14 protein-coding genes are annotated in these 18,757 nt (G+C 61.0%); 10 read left to right on the plus strand and 4 right to left on the minus strand.

Annotation, left to right across the window (positions count from 1 at the left end; all coding sequences use genetic code 11):
• The first annotated feature begins 76 nt into the window (after positions 1 to 76).
• From betI to yccS, 9 genes are all read left to right on the plus strand, one after another.
• Positions 77 to 670 carry a transcriptional regulator BetI gene (gene betI / locus JUI81_RS18035; protein WP_018928769.1) on the plus strand — a complete coding sequence of 198 codons (594 nt, stop codon included), beginning with the start codon at positions 77 to 79 and terminating at the stop codon, positions 668 to 670.
• 110 nt (positions 671 to 780) lie between these two features.
• Positions 781 to 2,253 (plus strand): betaine-aldehyde dehydrogenase, encoded by a 1,473-nt coding sequence (gene betB, locus JUI81_RS18040; protein ID WP_019580664.1) that lies wholly within the window; start codon positions 781 to 783, stop codon positions 2,251 to 2,253.
• A gap of 204 nt (positions 2,254 to 2,457) precedes the next feature.
• Positions 2,458 to 4,161: a choline dehydrogenase gene (betA, locus tag JUI81_RS18045; RefSeq protein ID WP_019580663.1), complete on the plus strand. Its 1,704-nt coding sequence runs from the start codon at positions 2,458 to 2,460 to the stop codon at positions 4,159 to 4,161.
• 210 nt (positions 4,162 to 4,371) lie between these two features.
• Positions 4,372 to 5,814, plus strand: a complete 1,443-nt coding sequence (locus tag JUI81_RS18050) for a TldD/PmbA family protein (RefSeq protein ID WP_019580662.1) — start codon at positions 4,372 to 4,374, stop codon at positions 5,812 to 5,814.
• Positions 5,814 to 7,151, plus strand: coding sequence for a TldD/PmbA family protein (locus tag JUI81_RS18055; protein ID WP_096479437.1), 1,338 nt, complete (start codon positions 5,814 to 5,816; stop codon positions 7,149 to 7,151). The genes JUI81_RS18050 and JUI81_RS18055 overlap by 1 nt, the downstream gene beginning before the upstream one ends.
• 119 nt (positions 7,152 to 7,270) lie before the next feature.
• The gene (gene mdtD, locus JUI81_RS18060; protein ID WP_269210590.1) at positions 7,271 to 8,779 is read left to right on the plus strand and encodes a multidrug transporter subunit MdtD; all 1,509 of its coding nucleotides are present in this window, start codon (positions 7,271 to 7,273) and stop codon (positions 8,777 to 8,779) included.
• A 230-nt stretch (positions 8,780 to 9,009) separates the two neighbouring features.
• Entirely contained in the window at positions 9,010 to 10,347 is a 1,338-nt protein-coding gene (dbpA, locus tag JUI81_RS18065) for an ATP-dependent RNA helicase DbpA (RefSeq protein WP_239077711.1), read from the plus strand.
• Between the two features lie 147 nt (positions 10,348 to 10,494).
• Complete coding sequence (locus JUI81_RS18070; RefSeq protein WP_019580658.1) at positions 10,495 to 11,673, plus strand: NAD(P)/FAD-dependent oxidoreductase; 1,179 nt, start codon at positions 10,495 to 10,497, stop codon at positions 11,671 to 11,673.
• A 138-nt stretch (positions 11,674 to 11,811) separates the two neighbouring features.
• Positions 11,812 to 13,995, plus strand: a complete 2,184-nt coding sequence (gene yccS / locus JUI81_RS18075) for a YccS family putative transporter (protein ID WP_204124771.1) — start codon at positions 11,812 to 11,814, stop codon at positions 13,993 to 13,995.
• A 147-nt stretch (positions 13,996 to 14,142) separates the two neighbouring features.
• On the opposite strand, the gene JUI81_RS18080 is transcribed toward yccS, so the two are convergent.
• The gene (locus JUI81_RS18080) at positions 14,143 to 14,880 is read right to left on the minus strand and encodes an ABC transporter substrate-binding protein (RefSeq protein WP_019580656.1); all 738 of its coding nucleotides are present in this window, start codon (positions 14,878 to 14,880) and stop codon (positions 14,143 to 14,145) included.
• 257 nt (positions 14,881 to 15,137) lie between these two features.
• Here JUI81_RS18080 and JUI81_RS18085 point away from each other — a divergent pair, with 257 nt between their 5' ends.
• Complete coding sequence (locus JUI81_RS18085) at positions 15,138 to 15,590, plus strand: GNAT family N-acetyltransferase (RefSeq protein ID WP_204124772.1); 453 nt, start codon at positions 15,138 to 15,140, stop codon at positions 15,588 to 15,590.
• A gap of 98 nt (positions 15,591 to 15,688) precedes the next feature.
• Here the strand turns inward: JUI81_RS18085 and JUI81_RS18090 are convergent, their stop codons facing one another.
• Genes JUI81_RS18090 through JUI81_RS18100 form a run of 3 tightly spaced genes read right to left on the minus strand, consistent with a single transcriptional unit; the run spans position 15,689 to position 18,677 of the window.
• A complete protein-coding gene (locus tag JUI81_RS18090; RefSeq protein WP_007937940.1) occupies positions 15,689 to 15,985 on the minus strand; it encodes a helix-turn-helix domain-containing protein in 297 nt (98 codons plus the stop codon).
• Positions 15,986 to 16,016: 31 nt separating this feature from the next.
• Positions 16,017 to 16,508 (minus strand): M48 family metallopeptidase, encoded by a 492-nt coding sequence (locus JUI81_RS18095; protein WP_007937938.1) that lies wholly within the window; start codon positions 16,506 to 16,508, stop codon positions 16,017 to 16,019.
• Between the two features lie 45 nt (positions 16,509 to 16,553).
• Positions 16,554 to 18,677: a bifunctional diguanylate cyclase/phosphodiesterase gene (locus JUI81_RS18100; protein WP_019580654.1), complete on the minus strand. Its 2,124-nt coding sequence runs from the start codon at positions 18,675 to 18,677 to the stop codon at positions 16,554 to 16,556.
• Between the last annotated feature and the right edge of the window lie 80 nt (positions 18,678 to 18,757).

The raw sequence follows: 18,757 nt of genomic DNA on the forward strand, positions 1-18,757 counted from the left end.
AATCAAAACAAAATAGACTGGCCCTCAATCCGGTAGCCGTATCTCGTCCACCGGAAGGCCTAAGGAGATGTGCAAGATGCCCAAGGTCGGTATGCAACCCATCCGCCGCCAGCAATTGATCGAAGCCACGTTGCAGGCCGTCGATCAGGTCGGCATGGGGGACGCCAGCATTGCGCTGATCGCCCGTTTGGCCGGTGTCTCGAATGGCATCATCAGTCACTATTTTCAGGACAAGAATGGCCTGATCGCCGCCACGATGCGGTATCTGATGAGCGTCCTCAGCGAGAACGTCACCGCGCGCCGTCAGGCGATGGCAGATGACAGCCCACGGGCGCATCTGCAGGTGATTATCGAAGGCAACTTCGACGCCAGCCAGGTCAATGGCCCGGCAATGAAAACCTGGTTGGCCTTCTGGGCCACCAGCATGCACCAGCCGTCTTTGCACAGGTTGCAGCGGATCAACGATCACCGTCTGTATTCCAACCTGTGCTGCCAGTTCCGCCGTGCGTTGCCGCTTGATCAAGCGCGCAGCGCCGCCCGGGGCCTGGCAGCCCTCATTGACGGTTTGTGGTTGCGCGGCGCGCTGTCGGGAGATGCTTTCGACACCGAGCAGGCGCAAAGAATCGCTTACGAATACATGGATATCCAATTGGCCAAGCAGGTGAGTTAGAGCACACATAAAACCGCTCAGCCCCTGAACGCCACTGATCAGCGTCGCCAACGCTACACGGCACGTCCCAGTGGTTAACGCCAACCAACTTATGCACTTGCGAGGACTTTATGGCCCGTTTCGAACTGCAAAAACTCTACATCGACGGCGGCTACAGTGACGCCAGCAGCGACGCCACCTTCGAAGCCATCAACCCGGCTAACGGTGAAGTCCTCGCAACCGTACAGCGTGCGACCAAGGAAGATGTCGAGCGTGCAGTGGTCAGTGCCGAAAAGGGCCAGAAAATCTGGGCCGCGATGACCGCCATGGAGCGTTCGCGCATCCTGCGTCGTGCCGTCGACATCCTGCGCGAGCGCAACGACGAACTGGCCGCCCTGGAAACCCTGGACACCGGCAAGGCGTACTCCGAAACCCGTTACGTCGACATCGTCACCGGCGCTGACGTGCTGGAATACTACGCAGGTCTGGTACCGGCCATCGAAGGCGAGCAGATTCCGCTGCGCACCACCTCTTTTGTCTACACCCGTCGCGAGCCGCTGGGCATCGTGGCCGGTATTGGCGCGTGGAACTACCCGATCCAGATCGCCCTATGGAAATCCGCTCCAGCCCTGGCGGCCGGCAACGCGATGATCTTCAAGCCAAGCGAAGTCACCTCGCTGACGACTCTGAAACTGGCCGAAATCTACACCGAAGCTGGCCTGCCAGCCGGCGTGTTCAACGTATTGACCGGCAGCGGCCGTGAAGTCGGCACTTGGCTGACCGAACACCCACGCATCGAAAAAGTCTCCTTCACCGGCGGCACCGACACCGGCAAGAAAGTCATGGCCAGCGCTTCCGCCTCCACGCTGAAAGACGTGACCATGGAACTGGGCGGCAAATCCCCGCTGATCATTTTCGACGACGCCGACCTCGATCGCGCCGCCGACACCGCGATGATGGCCAACTTCTACAGCTCCGGTCAGGTCTGCACCAACGGCACTCGCGTGTTCGTCCCGAGCCACCTGAAAGCCGCGTTCGAAGCCAAGATCGTTGAGCGCGTTGCGCGCATCCGCGTTGGCAACCCGGAAGACGAAAACACCAACTTCGGCCCGCTGGTCAGCTTCGCCCACATGGAAAGCGTGCTGGGCTACATCGCCAAAGGTAAGGAAGAAGGTGCTCGCCTGCTGTGCGGCGGCGCTCGTCTGACCGACGGCGAATTCGCCAAAGGCGCATTCGTGGCCCCGACCGTGTTCACCGACTGCACCGACGAGATGACCATCGTGCGCGAAGAAATCTTCGGCCCGGTGATGAGCATCCTGAGCTACGAAACCGAAGAAGAAGTGATCCGTCGCGCCAACGACACCGACTTCGGTCTGGCTGCCGGCGTCGTTACCAAAGACCTGAACCGCGCGCACCGCGTGATTCATCAACTGGAAGCCGGTATCTGCTGGATCAACGCCTGGGGCGAGTCCGACGCCAAGATGCCGGTCGGCGGCTACAAGCAGTCGGGCGTGGGCCGTGAGAACGGCATCAGCTCGCTGAACAACTTCACACGCATCAAATCGGTACAGGTCGAACTGGGCGATTACGCCTCGGTTTTCTAAGGCCTGCGAGGTCTCTGTGGCGAGGGGGCTTGCCCCCGCTGGGTCGCGAAGCGGCCCCCATCCAGACATCGCACGTCTTCAGATAGAGCGTGGTCGCTGATTTTACGACTGCTGCGCAGCCGAACGGGGGCAAGCCCCCTCGCCACAGGTTACGCAGCGCATCGGCGACCCGCGACCTGACCAACTTCAAAGAGGGTGCATTCAATGTCCCAAGTATTCGATTACATCATCATCGGTGCCGGCTCCGCCGGTAACACCCTGGCGACCCGTCTGACTGAAGACGAAGGCGTCACCGTCCTGCTGCTCGAAGCGGGCGGCCCGGATTACCGTCTGGATTTCCGCACACAAATGCCGGCGGCTCTGGCGTTCCCGTTGCAAGGTCGTCGCTACAACTGGGCGTACGAAACCGATCCAGAGCCACACATGGACGGTCGCCGGATGGAATGCGGTCGCGGCAAGGGCCTGGGTGGTTCTTCGCTGATCAACGGCATGTGCTACATCCGCGGCAACGCCATGGACTACGACAACTGGGCGAAACTGCCAGGTCTGGAAGACTGGACCTACCTCGACTGCCTGCCGTATTTCCGCAAGGCGGAAACCCGTGACATCGGCCCGAACGACTACCACGGTGGCGACGGTCCGGTCAGCGTGACCACGCCAAAAGCCGGCAACAACCCGCTGTTCAGTGCGATGGTTGAAGCAGGCGTGCAGGCCGGTTACCCGCGTACCGAAGACTTGAACGGTTACCAGCAGGAAGGTTTCGGCCCGATGGACCGCACCGTGACGCCGAAAGGCCGTCGCTCCAGTACCGCTCGCGGTTACCTGGACATCGCCAAGAAGCGTTCGACCCTGACCATCGTCACCCACGCCCTGACCGACAAGATCCTGTTCGAAGGCAAGCGTGCGGTCGGCGTGCGTTACCTGATCGGCGCGGCTGAAGAGCGCGTTGAAGTCCGTGCCCGCAAAGAAGTGCTGCTGTGCTCCGGCGCCATCGCGTCGCCGCAGATCCTGCAACGTTCCGGTGTCGGCCCGGCCGACCTGCTGAAAAAGCTTGATATTCCGGTGGTCCACGACCTGCCGGGCGTCGGTGAAAACCTGCAGGATCACCTCGAGTTGTACCTGCAATACGCCTGCACCCAACCGGTCTCGCTGTACCCGTCGCTGCTCCTGCACAACCAGCCGGCCATCGGTGCCGAGTGGCTGTTCAAGGGCACCGGTATCGGCGCCAGCAACCAGTTCGAAGCCGGCGGTTTCATTCGTACCCGTCCGGAATTCGAATGGCCGAACATCCAGTATCACTTCCTGCCGGTAGCGATTAACTACAACGGCAGCAACGGCGTGAAAGAGCACGGCTTCCAGGCGCACATGGGTTCCATGCGTTCGCCAAGCCGCGGTCGCATCCAGGCCAAATCCAAGGATCCGCGCGAATACCCGAGCATCCTGTTCAACTACATGGCTACCGAGCAGGACTGGCAGGAATTCCGCGATGGCATCCGCCTGACCCGTGAAATCATGCAACAGCCGGCGCTGGATGCCTTCCGTGGTCGCGAAATCAGCCCCGGCATCGACGTGCAAACCGACGAGCAGCTGGACAAGTTCATCCGTGAGCACGCCGAAACCGCGTTCCACCCGTCCTGCTCGTGCAAGATGGGCACCGACGAAATGGCCGTGGTCGATGGCGAAGGTCGTGTGCATGGCATGCAAGGCCTGCGCGTGGTCGATGCCTCGATCATGCCGATCATCACCACCGGCAACCTGAACGCGCCAACGATCATGATGGCCGAGAAAATCGCCGACAAGATCCGCGGTCGCAAACCATTGCCGCGCAGCAAGGCCAAGTACTACGTGGCCGGTGATGCACCGGTGAAGGGCAAGCCGTTGCGGGATGTGAGCCCTACCGCTCAGTAACGCAGTTACACCGAGGCGCGGCCTTGATCATTCCCACGCTCCGCGTGGGAATGATCAGCCTATAAATTCCTGACTCACCCAACCTCAACTCTTCCTACACCGCTCTTCACTTGATCCTACCCCCATGCAGGCCTAATCTAGCGCCACGCAAACGTTTCACCCCCCTCGCAACACCGATTCGCCGCCACTCCATACCAAGGAGGTTCCCGAATGTTCGATTTCCACCCCCAGCTCAAGCAGCGCTTCGCTGCGTTGCGCACGGGCGCTGAATTCTTTTCGCTGCGTTATGTTCGCGAATCCGGCCAGTATCTGTCAGTGCGCAAGAACGTCGCCGAACCGCCGAGCCTGAGCCGGGACGAAGGTGCGATGCTGACCGTTCGGGTCAACGGCGTCGAAGCCTATGCCGCGACCAACGACTTGTCCCAGTCCGGGCTGCAAGCTGCGCTGGAGAAGGCCGAGCAACAAGCCCGTCGACTCAAGCCACACGCCCTCCTCGACTTGCGTGAACAAGCGGTTTCCAGCGAGCGCGCCGACTATTTCTCGCCGAGCCTCGACCAGCCCTTCCCGTCTCTCAGCGATTGCTACCAACTGCTCGGCGCCGAATCTGCCGCCGTGCCCAAGGACGAACGCCTGGTGAACTGGCAGGCGAGCATCGGTATCACCAACGTCGAGCAGATCTACCTCAACAGCGCCGGCGCCGAACTGCGCCAGGCCCAGCGCTTCGTCTACCCGAGCATGGACGTCACCGCCTACGACGGTAGCGACAGCCAGACCCGCACCCTCGGCCGCGAGAATTTCGGTCAGCAGGGCGGCTTTGATGTGATCAGCCGCTGCGGCCTGATCGGCGCCGGCCCGAAAGTCGCCGACCAGGCGTTGCAATTGCTGCTGGCACCGAATACCCCGCAAGGCCCGCGCGACCTGTTGCTGATGCCCGACCAGATGATGCTGCAGATTCACGAGTCCATCGGTCACCCGCTGGAACTGGACCGTATCCTGGGCGACGAGCGCAATTACGCCGGCACCAGTTTCGTCAAGGCGCAAGACTTCGGCCGCCTGCAATACGGCTCCGAACTGCTCAACGTGACATTCGACCCGGACATCCCCGAACAGCTCGCCAGCTACGGCCATGACGACGAAGGCACCGCCGCCAGCAAGCAATTCCTGATCAAGCAAGGTTTGCTGCTGCGACCATTGGGCGGCGCGCTCTCGCAGTTCCGGGCCAGCCTCGACGGCGTGGCCAACAGCCGCGCCTGCGGCTGGAACCGTCCGCCGATCGACCGCATGGCCAACCTCAACATCGAGCCCGGCGATCAGCCGCTTGAGCAACTGATCGGCAACATCGAGCACGGTATTTTGATGAGCACCAACCGTTCGTGGTCCATCGACGATGCGCGCAACAAATTCCAGTTCGGTTGCGAATGGGGCCAGTTGATCGAAAACGGCGAACTCAAAGGCGTGGTGAAGAACCCGAATTACCGGGCGATTTCCGCGCAATTCTGGAAGAGCCTGAGCGCCGTCGGTGACGCCAGCACCTTCAAGGTGCTGGGGACGCCGAACTGCGGCAAGGGCGAACCGAACCAGGTGATCCGTGTCGGCCATGCGTCGCCGGCCTGTGTGTTCAGCAATGTTGATGTGTTTGGGGGAGATGCCTGATGAGTACATTCAAAGGTCAGGCCGAGTCGTTTAAAACATTGGTCAACTGGCTGCGTGATGCGCTGCATGAGCCTGAACAATTCACCCTCAGCTACGCCGCCGAATCGTCGGCCTTCGTGCGCTTCAACCACGCCAAAGTGCGTCAGGCCGGGCAGGTGCAGCAGGCAAGCATCGGCTTCAAACTGATCGACGATGGGCGCCACGCCGACCTCGACATCACCTTGTCGGGCGATGCAGAAGTCGACCTTCAGCGTCTGGCCGAGGGGCTGCAACAGTTGCGCGAAACCCTGCCGTTGCTGCCTCAGGACCCGTACCTGCTGCTCAACCATGACGACTGGCAGAGCAACAACGTGCAGGATCATCCGCTGCCGGACACCGAGCAGGTGGTCGCTGAAATCACTCAGGCCGGCGAGGGGCTGGATCTGGTCGGCTTCTACGCCGCCGGGCCGATCAGTCGCGGTTTCGCCAGTTCTTCGGGCGCGTTCGGCTGGCATCAGGCCAACAGCTTCAACTTCGATTTCAGCCTGTTCCATGAAAACGGTCAGGCGGTGAAAGCCAGTTATGCCGGGCACGACTGGAACAGCGAAGGCTTTGCCCGGCGTTTCCAGCAGGCCCGCGAGCAGTTGGCGTTTCTGGGGCGGCCAACGCGCACGCTGGCGCCGGGTCAGTACCGCGCGTACCTCGCGCCGGCAGCCCTGGAAGAAATCATGGGCATGCTCAGTTGGGGTGGCTTCTCGGCGCAGTCGATTGCCAGCAAGAGCAGTCCGTTGCAGAAGCTCTACGGTGGCGACAGCTCATTCAGCCCGTTGGTGTCCCTGGATGAAAAAGTCAGCGGCTCCCTGAGCCCGGCGTTCTCCGGTGAAGGTTATCCACGCAGTGATCTGCGGCTGATTGTTGAGGGCAAGGCGGGCGAGCAACTGGTCGGTTCACGCAGCGCCGCCGAATACGGCCTGACCGCCAACGGCGCCGGCGGCGGTGAAGCCCCAAGTGCATTGAACATGGCGGCCGGCGCTTTGCCTGACGCCGAGATTCTCAAGCAACTGGGCACCGGTCTGTACATCAGCAACCTGTGGTACCTGAACTACTCGGACCAACCGGCAGCACGCCTGACCGGCATGACACGGTTCGCGACCTTCTGGGTCGAGAACGGCGAGATTCAGGCACCGGTCAGCACCATGCGTTTCGATGACAGCGCCTACAGCCTGCTCGGTTCGCAGCTGGAAGCGTTGACCGAGGAACGCGAGCTGATGTTGTCGGCCAGCACCTACAGTCAGCGGAACACGTCTTCGGCATTGCTGCCGGGAGCGCTCGTCAGCCGATTGACCTTGACCCTGTAAACACAAAGACCTTGTGGTGAGGGGGCTTGTCGGACCGCCGCACCGCCCCGTTGGGCTGCGAAGCGGCCCCAAACCTGCCAACGCGGTTCAGCAGACAGACCGTATAGCCCGGTTTACGACTGCTACGCAGCCGAGCGGGAGCAAGCTCCCTCGCCACAGGGTTCAGCGCCAGCCACGAATCTGCATTAACAAGAGGCCCCATGCCCAACCGCCCACCTCTCGACGCCGTCACCGCCCGCTGGTTGCCATGGGTCGTGGCCATTGCCTTCTTCATGCAGTCCCTCGACGGGACAATCCTCAACACCGCCCTCCCCGCCATGGCCCGGGACCTGGCCGAAGACCCGCTGCGCATGCAAGGTGTGATCATCGCCTACATGCTCACCGTCGCCTTGCTGATTCCCGCCTCCGGCTGGATCGCCGACCGTTTCGGCACCAAGAAAATCTTCTTCGGCGCCATCCTGTTGTTCAGCATCGGCTCATTGCTCTGCGCCTTGTCGAGCACCCTGAGCATGCTGATCGGCGCCCGGGTGATCCAGGGCCTGGGCGGCGCCTTGATGTTGCCGGTCGGGCGACTGGTGGTGCTGCGCGCCTATCCGCGCTCGGATCTGGTGCGGATCATGGGGTTCATCACCATTCCCGGCCTGCTCGGCCCGCTGATCGGCCCAACCATGGGCGGCTGGATGGTGCAATACCTGACCTGGCACTGGATCTTCCTGATCAACCTGCCGGTGGGTGTCATCGGCTGCTATGCGGTGTGGAAATTCATTCCCGACCTGCGCGGCAGTGAGCGCACCCGCTTCGATAGCCTGGGCTTCTTGCTGTTCGGCGCGGCGATGGTGCTGATCACCATCGCCATGGAAGGCCTCGGCGAACTGCGTCTGCCGCACTTGCGGGTGATGTTGCTGTTGTTTGCCGGCATGGCCTGTCTGGCGGCCTATTGGCTGCGGGCCGGGCACATCGACAATCCACTGTTTGCGCCATCGCTGTTCAAGACCCGGACCTTCGCCGTGGGCATCCTCGGCAACCTGTTCGCCCGGTTGGGCAGCGGCGCATTGCCGTTCCTGGTGCCGTTGCTGCTGCAAGTGGCGCTGGGCTATTCGCCGTCACAGGCCGGGATGAGCATGCTGCCCCTGGCTGCGGCCGCGATGGTCGCCAAATCGGTGGCGCGGCCGTTGATCGAACGTTTCGGCTACCGCATCGTGCTGACCGGCAACACACTGGCGCTGGGGATCATGCTGGCGAGCATGGGCCTGGTCAGCGAGCAGACACCGTATTGGCTGTTGCTGGGCCAGTTGGCGATTCTGGGGGCGATCAACTCCTTGCAGTTCACCGCGATGAATACCGTGACACTGATCGACCTCGACGACGCCAGCGCCAGCAGCGGCAACAGTTTGCTGTCGGTGGTAGCGCAATTGTCCCTGAGCCTGGGTGTGGCGTGCGCCGGTGCGCTGCTCGGCGGATTCACGGCGGAGATGGGCAATGACGACGTGGACACGGTGCTGGGCGCGTTCCAGCTGACGTTTGTGACGGTAGGAATCATGGCGATGCTGGCTGCAACGATCTTCTCGCAACTTTCACCGAAGGATGGCCGACGGATGGTCAGCCGCGAGCACGATATCGAGCACTGACCCGTAGCAGCTGCCGAGGCACGAGGCTGCGTTGGGCTGCGAAGCGGCCCCCCGGGGCGGTCCTGCGGACACGCAACGCAGCCTCGTACCTCGACAGCTGCTACGGCTATTCGTCCAGAATTTGCAGGTGGAGAGCCTGGGACTGATACACTGCGCGACATTTTGTTTTGCAGGCCAGTCCCGTGACCACCATCGCCACCGCTTTTAATACTTTGCCGCTGTCCGCCGCCATGCTGGCTAACCTCGACTCCCTCGGTTATGCCCAGATGACGCCGATCCAGGCGCAAAGCTTGCCGGTGATCCTCAAGGGGATGGACCTGATCGCCCAGGCCAAGACCGGCAGCGGCAAGACCGCCGCCTTCGGTATCGGCCTGTTGAACCCGATCAATCCGCGCTTCTTCGGTTGCCAGGCACTGGTCATCTGCCCGACCCGTGAGCTCGCCGACCAGGTCGCCAAGGAAATCCGTCGCCTGGCCCGCTCCGAAGACAACATCAAGGTGCTGACCCTGTGCGGCGGCGTGTCTTTCGGCCCACAGATCGGCTCGCTGGAGCACGGCGCGCACATCATCGTCGGTACTCCGGGGCGCATCCAGCAACACCTGCGCAAGGGTTCGCTGGTGCTTCACGGCCTGAACACACTGATCCTCGACGAAGCCGACCGCATGCTCGACATGGGCTTCTACGATTCCATCGAAGAAATCATCGCCCAGTGCCCGGAACGTCGCCAGACCCTGCTGTTCTCCGCCACCTATCCGGTGGGTATCAAGCAGTTGGCGTCGAAGTTCATGCGTAATCCGCAGCAAGTGAAGGCCGAGGCGTTCCACGACGACACGCAGATCGAGCAGCGTTTCTACGAAATCTCCCCGGAAGAGCGCATGAGCGCGGTGACCAAGGTGCTCGGCCACTTCCGCCCGGCGTCCTGCGTGGCGTTCTGCTTTACCAAGCAGCAGGTTCAGGAAACCGTCGATCACCTAACCTCCAAAGGCATCTCCGCCGTCGGCCTGCACGGCGATCTGGAACAGCGTGACCGCGACCAGGTGTTGGCCATGTTCGCCAACCGCAGTACCTCGGTACTGGTCGCCACTGACGTCGCCGCACGCGGCCTGGACATCGATGCGCTGGACATGGTGATCAACGTCGAACTGGCCCGTGACTCGGAAATCCACATTCACCGTGTCGGCCGTACCGGTCGTGCCGGTGAGAAAGGCATCGCGATCAGCCTGGTCGCACCGTCCGAAGCCCATCGCGCCCAAGCCATCGAGCAACTGCAGAAGTCGCCGTTGAATTGGGATCAGGTGGATAACCTCACGTCCCAGGGCGGCGGTCCGCTGCTGCCGCTGATGAGCACGCTGTGCATTGGTGCGGGCCGTAAAGACAAAGTCCGTCCGGGTGACATTCTCGGTGCTCTGACCGGCGATGCCGGCATCCCGGGTGCCCAGGTCGGCAAGATCGCGATTTTCGACTTCCAGGCCTATGTGGCCGTGGAACGCGGGATCGCCAAGCAAGCCTTGCAGCGCCTGAACGACGGTAAAATCAAAGGCCGTTCGCTGCGCGTGCGCATTTTGTAAAACCGCACCGCCCCCCTGTAGGAGCGAGGCTTGCCCGCGAAGAACGAAAACTCGGTACACCTGATGCAACGCGTTATCGTTCTTCGCGGGCAAGCCTCGCTCCTACGGGATCGCCGTTAGCTCTGAGATTTATGTGAGGACACCGTTTTGCGCTCTACCGAAGTCGTGATCATTGGCGCTGGCGCCGCAGGGTTGATGTGTGCGCTGACCGCCGCCGGGCGCGGGCGCAAGGTGATGTTGCTTGACCATGCCAACAAGGCCGGCAAGAAAATCCTCATGTCGGGCGGTGGCCGCTGCAATTTCACCAACATGTACACCGAGCCGAGCAATTTCCTCTCGCAGAACGCACATTTCTGCAAATCTGCGCTGGCACGTTATACCCAGTGGGACTTCATCGCTCTGGTGGCCAAACACGGCGTGCCGTACCACGAGAAGAAACTCGGCCAGTTGTTCTGCGATAACAAATCCAGCGACATCCTCGAGATGCTGCTCGACGAATGCAATCAGGTTGGCGTCAGCCTGCACCTGGACACCTCGATCCAGACCATCGAGAAGCTCGAAAGCGGTTATCTGCTGGATACCACGCTGGACCAGATCACTTGCCAATCCCTGGTGATCGCCACCGGCGGCCTGTCGATTCCGACTCTCGGCGCCACCGGTTTCGGCTATCAGGTGGCCAAGCAGTTCGGCCACGACCTGCTGCCGACCCGCGCCGGTCTTGTGCCGTTCACCATCACCGATCAGCTCAAGGAGCTGTGCACCGAGCTGTCCGGTACGTCGGTGGATTGCCTGGTGAGCTGCAACGACCAGAGTTTCCGCGAGAACATCCTGTTCACCCACCGCGGCCTCAGCGGCCCGGCGATTTTGCAGATTTCTTCGTTCTGGGAATCCGGCGACACGGTAGAGATCAACCTGATGCCGGATCACGACGTACCGAGCTGGCTGCAACAGCAGCAAGTCGAACGCCCGAACAGCGAGTTGAAAACCCTGCTCGGTGAGATCTTCACCAAGAAGATGGCCAACTTGCTGGCGGATAACTGGTTTGTCTCCAAACCGATGAAGCAGTACACCCACGCGGAAATTGCAGACATCGCCGAAAAACTGGCGAGCTGGAAAGTCGTGCCGGCCGGCACCGAGGGCTACCGCACGGCCGAAGTGACCCTGGGTGGCGTCGACACGCGTGAAGTGTCATCCAAAACCATGGAATCGCTGAAAAGCCCTGGCCTGTATTTCGTCGGTGAAGTGCTCGACGTCACCGGGCATCTGGGTGGTTTCAACTTCCAATGGGCCTGGGCGTCCGGTTACGCGGCGGCGCAGTACGTCTGACTACACCTCTCCCCCTGCAGGGGAACGTGTTTCGCCTGGGAAGGAACGGATTTTGCTGTCTGATGTGATCGGCGCCATTGCGTCGGCGTCATTAGTGGCTCAATTTAGCGTCATCGCCTCGGAAGGCCTTCGCACTTCATGTCATCGACCACATTTCGGCAGTCTCTGCGTCGCCTCTGGGCGCTGGATAAATTCAGTTACAGCGTTCGGGTATTCATCGCCCTGACCGGCACCATGGCGCTGTGTTGGTCTCAGGATCAAATGGGGCTGCTGATCCCGTTGTTCCTGGGGATCATCGCCAGTGCCCTGGCTGAGACCGACGATAGTTGGCAGGGCCGCCTCAACGCGCTGGCCGTGACGCTGCTGTGTTTTATGGTCGCTGCCCTGTCCGTCGAACTGCTATTTCCCTACCCCATCCTCTTTATCATCGCCTTTGCCTTGGCCAGCTTCTGCCTGACCATGCTCGGCGCATTGGGCGAACGCTACGGCGCGATTGCGTCAGCGACGCTGATTCTGTCGGTCTACACCATGATCGGCGTGGACCAGCGCGGCGGCGCAGTCACTGATTTCTGGCACGAGCCGGTGCTGCTGGTGGCTGGTGCGGCCTGGTACGGCTTGCTCTCGGTGTTGTGGCAGGCACTGTTTTCCAACCAGCCGGTGCAACAGAGCCTGGCGCGGTTGTTCCGTGAACTGGGTTATTACCTGAAACTGAAATCGTCGTTGTTCGAACCGATCCGGCAGTTGGACGTGGAAGCGCGCCGCCTGGAGCTGGCCCAGCAGAACGGTCGGGTGGTGGCAGCCCTGAACGCCGCCAAGGAAATCATTCTGCACCGGGTCGGCGATGGCAGGCCGGGTGCGAAACTCAGCCGATATCTGAAACTTTACTTCCTCGCCCAGGACATCCACGAGCGCGCCAGCTCCTCGCACTACCCTTACAACGCGCTGGCCGAGGCGTTCTTCCACAGCGACGTGCTGTTCCGCTGTCAGCGCCTGCTGCGCCAACAAGGCAAGGTGTGCCGCGCGCTGGCCGAATCGATCCAGATGCGCCAGCCGTTCATCTATGACGCCAGCTTCGCCGAAGCCCTGAGCGACCTGCACGCCTCCCTCGAACACCTGCGCATCCAGAGCAATCCGGCCTGGCGTGGTCTGTTGCGCTCGTTGCGGGCATTGGCCGCCAACCTCGGCACCCTCGACCGTTTGCTCAGCGACGCCAGCAACCCCGATGCGCTTGCAGATGCCACCGACAGCAGCCTGCTCGACCGTTCGCCACGCAGCCTCAAGGATGTGTGGATTCGCTTGCGCACACAGCTGACGCCAACGTCCTTGCTGTTCCGCCACGCCCTGCGCCTGCCCCTGGCGTTGAGCATCGGCTACGCGATGGTGCATTTGATCCACCCCTCGCAAGGTTACTGGATCATCCTCACCACGTTGTTTGTCTGTCAGCCGAACTACGGCGCCACCCGCCGCAAACTGGGTCAGCGGATCATCGGCACCGCCATTGGCCTGACCGTGGCCTGGGCGCTGTTCGATCTGTTCCCCAACCCGTTAATCCAGTCGAGCTTCGCCATCGTTGCCGGGGTGGTGTTCTTTACCAACCGCACCACCCGCTACACCCTGGCGACGGCCGCCATTACGATCATGGTGCTGTTCTGCTTCAACCAGGTGGGCGACGGTTACGGGCTGCTTCTGCCGCGACTGTTCGATACCTTGCTCGGCAGCCTGATCGCCGGCCTGGCGGTGTTCCTGTTCCTGCCGGACTGGCAGGGCCGACGCCTGAACAAAGTGCTGGCCAATACCCTGACCTGCAACAGCATTTACCTGCGCCAGATCATGCAGCAATACGCCGTCGGTAAAAGCGACGACCTGGCTTATCGCCTGGCCCGACGTAACGCGCACAACGCCGACGCGGCGTTGTCGACGACGCTGGCCAACATGCTGATGGAGCCGGGACACTTCCGTAAGGAAGCCGATGTCGGGTTCCGATTCCTGGTGCTGTCGCACACCCTGCTCAGCTATTTGTCGGGGCTTGGGGCACACCGTGAAACCCAACTGCCATCGGATGTGCGCGAGCACTTGATCGACGGTGCGGGCGTGAGCCTGGCCGCCAGCCTCGACGACATCGCCCAGGGCCTGGCGAGCAAACAGCCGGTGGCAATTCAGAGTGACGAGGAGGAAGCCCTGGCCAACGAGCTTGAGCAGATGCCGGATGAGATCGATGAAGGGCAGCGGCTGGTGCAGACGCAACTGGCGTTGATCTGTCGGCAGCTGGGGCCGTTGCGGACGCTGGCGGCGCATCTCATTAAAGACACCAGCGAAGCCTGAGATGTGTAGTGACTGGGCGGGCCTCTTCCCGGGCAAGCCTCGCTCCTACAGGATCAGTGTCGGCCACGGGATTTGCACCCGACACAAACTCTGCAGGAGCGAGGCTTGCCCGCGAAGGCTTCAGCTCAGACACTCAGGCCTTTCAGATCACATCCCATGCTGCCTGAGCAACTTCTCATAACTCCCATCAGCCTTCATCGCCGCAATCTCGCGATCGAAACCGGCGACGATCTGTTCATGCTCCGGGTTCTTCAGGCTCACCAGAATATGCAGACTGTTCTCGCTCAACGGCTTGGGCAGGAACTCCACGGCATTGCGCACTTTGGGTGATTCCCGCGCCAGGTAATACCGGGCGACGAACTCGTCTTCCAAAGTCAGCTTGACCCGATCGGCCGCGACCATGCGCACAGCCATGGCGAAGTTATGCACCGGGACTTTCTGCAACGACACATCGTCGTCAAATTCGTGCGAATAGGCATAACCGCGTACCACCGCTATCGGGTAGGTGTGCAGTTGTTGCAGGTTGTTGTATTCGATTGGCGTGTCTTTGCGCTTGAGAAAGCGCACGCGGTTGAGCAGGTACTCACCTGAAAATTGCCCCAGCTTCGTGCGCTCGTCGGTGTACCAGGTGTTGACCAGTACGTCGTAACGTCCCTCGCCCACCCCAAACAAGGCCCGGGCCCACGGCACTTGTTCGAAATCGCTGGCGTAACCGGCCCGGGCCAGTGCGGTGCTGACGATGTCCGTGGCCACACCGCCATTGACCAGCGTGGCGTCGGTAAAGGGTGGCCAGGCATCGGCGACCAGACGCAGCTTTTCCGCAGCCTCGGCCTGTGTCAGCAACAGCAATCCGATCAAAGCAAACGCTCGATGAAACCGCGGCATGCCAGAAATCCTTAGCGGGCGAGCTGCCCGACGTGTTTTTCAGCCAAAACTCCAAGGTCCCTCTACCGGCAAACCCAGGTCCTAACATTAGCTCATTGAGGCCATTGCACAGCGCTTCATCGCAGATTACACAAAGAAGACAACTTCGCGAGAAATGAATGATGGCATTTTGGTCTTTATCACAGATTCCTCTGTCATAAAGACATCCCGCCTCAGGGCGCTTAGTATCGGAACAACGTTGTTCAAGGAATGTGAAGATGACAATCGATTGGGTCTGCAAACATCACAGCGATCTGGGTAAAGAGCAGCTGTACGCCATTTTGCAGCTGCGCGCCGAAGTGTTTGTCGTCGAGCAGAAATGCGCTTATCAAGACATCGATGGCCAGGACCTGGAAGGTGACACTTGCCATTTGATGGGCTGGGACGGGGATCGGCTGGTGGCCTACCTGCGATTGCTCGACCCAGAGTTGCAGGGCGGCGATGTAGTGATTGGCCGGGTGATCATCGCACCTGCGGCACGCGGCGCCGGGCTTGGGCATGAGTTGATGGACCAGGCGTTGAAACAGGCCGAGAAGCACTGGCCCGAGGTGCCGATCTACCTCTCGGCCCAGGCACATTTGCAGGGGTATTATGGGCGGTACGGGTTTGTGGTGGTGGGTGAGGAATACCTGGAAGATGAGATTCCGCATATCGGGATGCGTCGTCCTTGAGGGCCCCATCGCGGGCAAGCCCGCTCCCACAGGAACAGTGAACCCCCTGTAGGAGCGAGGCTTGCCCGCGAAGGCGTCATCTGCAACACCGCAAAAGCTCAGGGATACTCCAGCACCGCTTTAATCTGCCGCAGATTACGCTCGATCCACCCCCGATCAATCGCCCCCCACTCGCGAATCCGATAGCGCCCCGCGTGGTTACGTGCGCCTTCTTCCTGCTCGAACTCACAAACGATATCCAGATCCGCCAACGCCGCGATGGTGTCCTGAGCCGTGCGTCGGGGCATGCCGGTCACCTCGGTCAATGCCGGGACGTTACTGGCCAGCCCGCTGTCGATCAGGTACGCCACGTACAATCGGCGGTAGAAGCTGCTCTTGGTCTTGCTCACGTCCATCCATGCGCTCCCGATTAATTAGCAGATTTGTTCAGTGCATATCCCGCCACGTCAGGTACACCCGCAAATCGAACTCCACCTGGTGATACCCCGGCAACATGTGCTCGCACAACTTGTAGAACGCCTTGTTGTGATCCGACTCTTTGAAGTGCGCCAGCTCATGCACCACGATCATCTTCAGAAACTGCGGCGCCGCGTCCTTGAACAGCGAGGCGATGCGAATTTCTTTCTTGGCCTTGAGCTTGCCACCCTGCACCCGTGATATCGCGGTGTGCAGACCGAGCGCGCGGTGGGTCAGGTCCAGGCGGTTGTCGAACAACACCTTGTCGATGGCCGGGGCGTTACGCAGGTATTCCTGCTTGAGGTCCAGGGCATAGGCGTACAGCGCCTTGTCGCTCTGCACCCCGTGTTTTTCCGGATAGCGCTGGCTCAGGTAATCGCCCAGCCGACCTTCGGCGATCAGTTGGCGCACCTGGTCCTGCAACGCGGCAGGATAAGCCTGGAGGTATTTCAACACAGTCATTGGAGCGGCAACACGCGTCACGAAAAGGTCGCCAGTGTAGCGAATTCAACTCGTCAGCGCGCCCCAGTCGAACGGCTCGACAAAGTGACCGGTGTCCTCGGCCATCAACGGCCGCGCCACCAGGAAACCCTGCACATACTGGCAACCGTTGGCTTGCAGCCACTCATATTGCGCCACCGTTTCAACCCCTTCGGCGATCACCAGCAGCCCTAACCGGTTGCACAAATCGATGACACTGCGTGCCAGCGCCGCATCCCGTTCGGACCCTGGCAACCGGGCGATCAAATGCCGGTCGAGCTTGAGCGTGTCCAGTTCCAGGTCGCGCAAATGCGCCAGCGAACAAGCCCCGGAGCCGAAGTCATCCAGCGCCACCCGCACCCCCAGATTGCGCAGCAAACGCAGTTGTTTGCGGGTCTCGTCGGGGTTAGACATCAAGGCCTCTTCCGTGACCTCGACTTCCAGCTGCTGCGGCTTCAAGCCATGGCGCTCCAGCACCTGACGCAGCTCGGTGACCAGGTTGGGCAACCCGAATTGGGTGCTGCTCAAGCTAACGCCCAGCACCAGATCTTCGGCGAACAAGGTTTCCCAGGCTTTGCGCTGCTTGGCCCCGCGATGATAAATCCAGCTACCCAGGCGACTGATCAATCGCGCCTCTTCCAGCAACGGTAAAAACAGCCCCGGCGGTACATCGCCGACACTCGGGTGCTGCCAGCGCAACAACGCTTCGAACCCGCGGATCTGCCCATCGGCAATCGCCACCTGGGGCTGATACACCAGGTTGAAATCGCGGTTCTCGATGGCCGTGCGCACGCTCTCTTCAAGCATCAGACGCGAGCGCGCCCGGCCGTTCATTTCGTGATCGTAGAAGCGATATTGCTGACGCCCGGCGCGCTTGGCTTCGTACATGGCAATGTCGGAGGCGCGCATCAGTCCGTCCAGATTAGACCCGCAATCGGGATAAGTGGCGATGCCGATGCTGGCACCCAAGGCGATGTCCATGCCTTCGATCTGCTGACAGATCGACACCCGCTCGATGAGCTTCTCGGCAATCTTTGCCGCCTGCTCGGGGAGCTCAAGATCCAGCAACGCAGTGAACTCATCGCCCCCCATCCGCGCCAGAATATCGAAGGGCCGCAGGCACGCTTTCAACTGTTCGGACACCCAACGCAACACCCGGTCGCCGGCATCGTGGCCGAGGGAATCATTGACCCGCTTGAAGCCGTCGAGGTCCAGGTACAACAGCACCCAAGTGCTGTCGGAGCGCTCGCCGCGCAGCAGCAGGTTTTCAACGGTCTGGTAGAAACCCCGGCGATTGAGCAGCCCGGTCAGCGGGTCGGTCACCGCCTGGAACTCCAACTGCTGATGCAGATGGCGCACCACCGACATGTCCAGCACCGTCACCACCATCGCATGTTGTTCGGTGGGCAAAGGCGCGCAAGACAACGCCACCGGCACTTGCTGGCCGGGGGCGGTACGCAGCAGCGCATCGTGCAAGCGCAGGGTTTCACCGCGTTTGTAACCGGCAAACAACTCGGAATCGGCCCAGATCGGGATGTGCGGTTTTTGCAGGAAATCCAGAAACTCCTTGCCTTGCAGGTCGTTCACCGTGGCATTGAGCAAGCGAGACATCGCCGGGTTGGCAAAGCGAATCACCCCGTCCTCGCCCACCACCAGAATGCCTTCGGCGGCGTTATCCAGCACCGAAGCATTGAAAGCCCGGGCGACTTCCAGATCATGGCTCAACCGCTGCAAGGCACGGCGATTACGCTGGTGCTCGAGCAACGCCTGGACTTTGGGTTTGAGTATTTGCGGGTCGAACGGTTTGAACAGGTAATCCACCGCGCCACTGGCGTAACCCTTGATCACGGCGTCCTGGGACTGTTCGTTGGCGGTAAGAAAAATGATCGGCGTAAGGCGGGTTCGCTGGCTGCCGCGCATCAAGCGCGCCACTTCAAAACCGTCCATACCTGGCATATGAACATCCAGCAGCACCAGGTCGACATCGTGTTCGAGTAACAGGCCAAGGGCTTCAAAACCGGAAGCCGCGGTCATGACCTGCCAATCCTGGCGCTGTAACAACGCGCGCATGCTGATCAGGTTTTCAGGGTAATCATCAACAATTAACAGGATTGAGTTGCCTTCAGCTGGCTTAGATTGTGCGCATTCCATGCTGCATCTCTTGTTCGGGGCGTCAGGCCGGCTTTTTGTTAAAACCGGTCACCTATTGCGACTTCACTCTAGACCCGGAT

Origin of the sequence: Pseudomonas sp. 008, assembly GCF_016861935.1 — a bacterium.
Taxonomy (GTDB): Bacteria; Pseudomonadota; Gammaproteobacteria; order Pseudomonadales; family Pseudomonadaceae; genus Aquipseudomonas.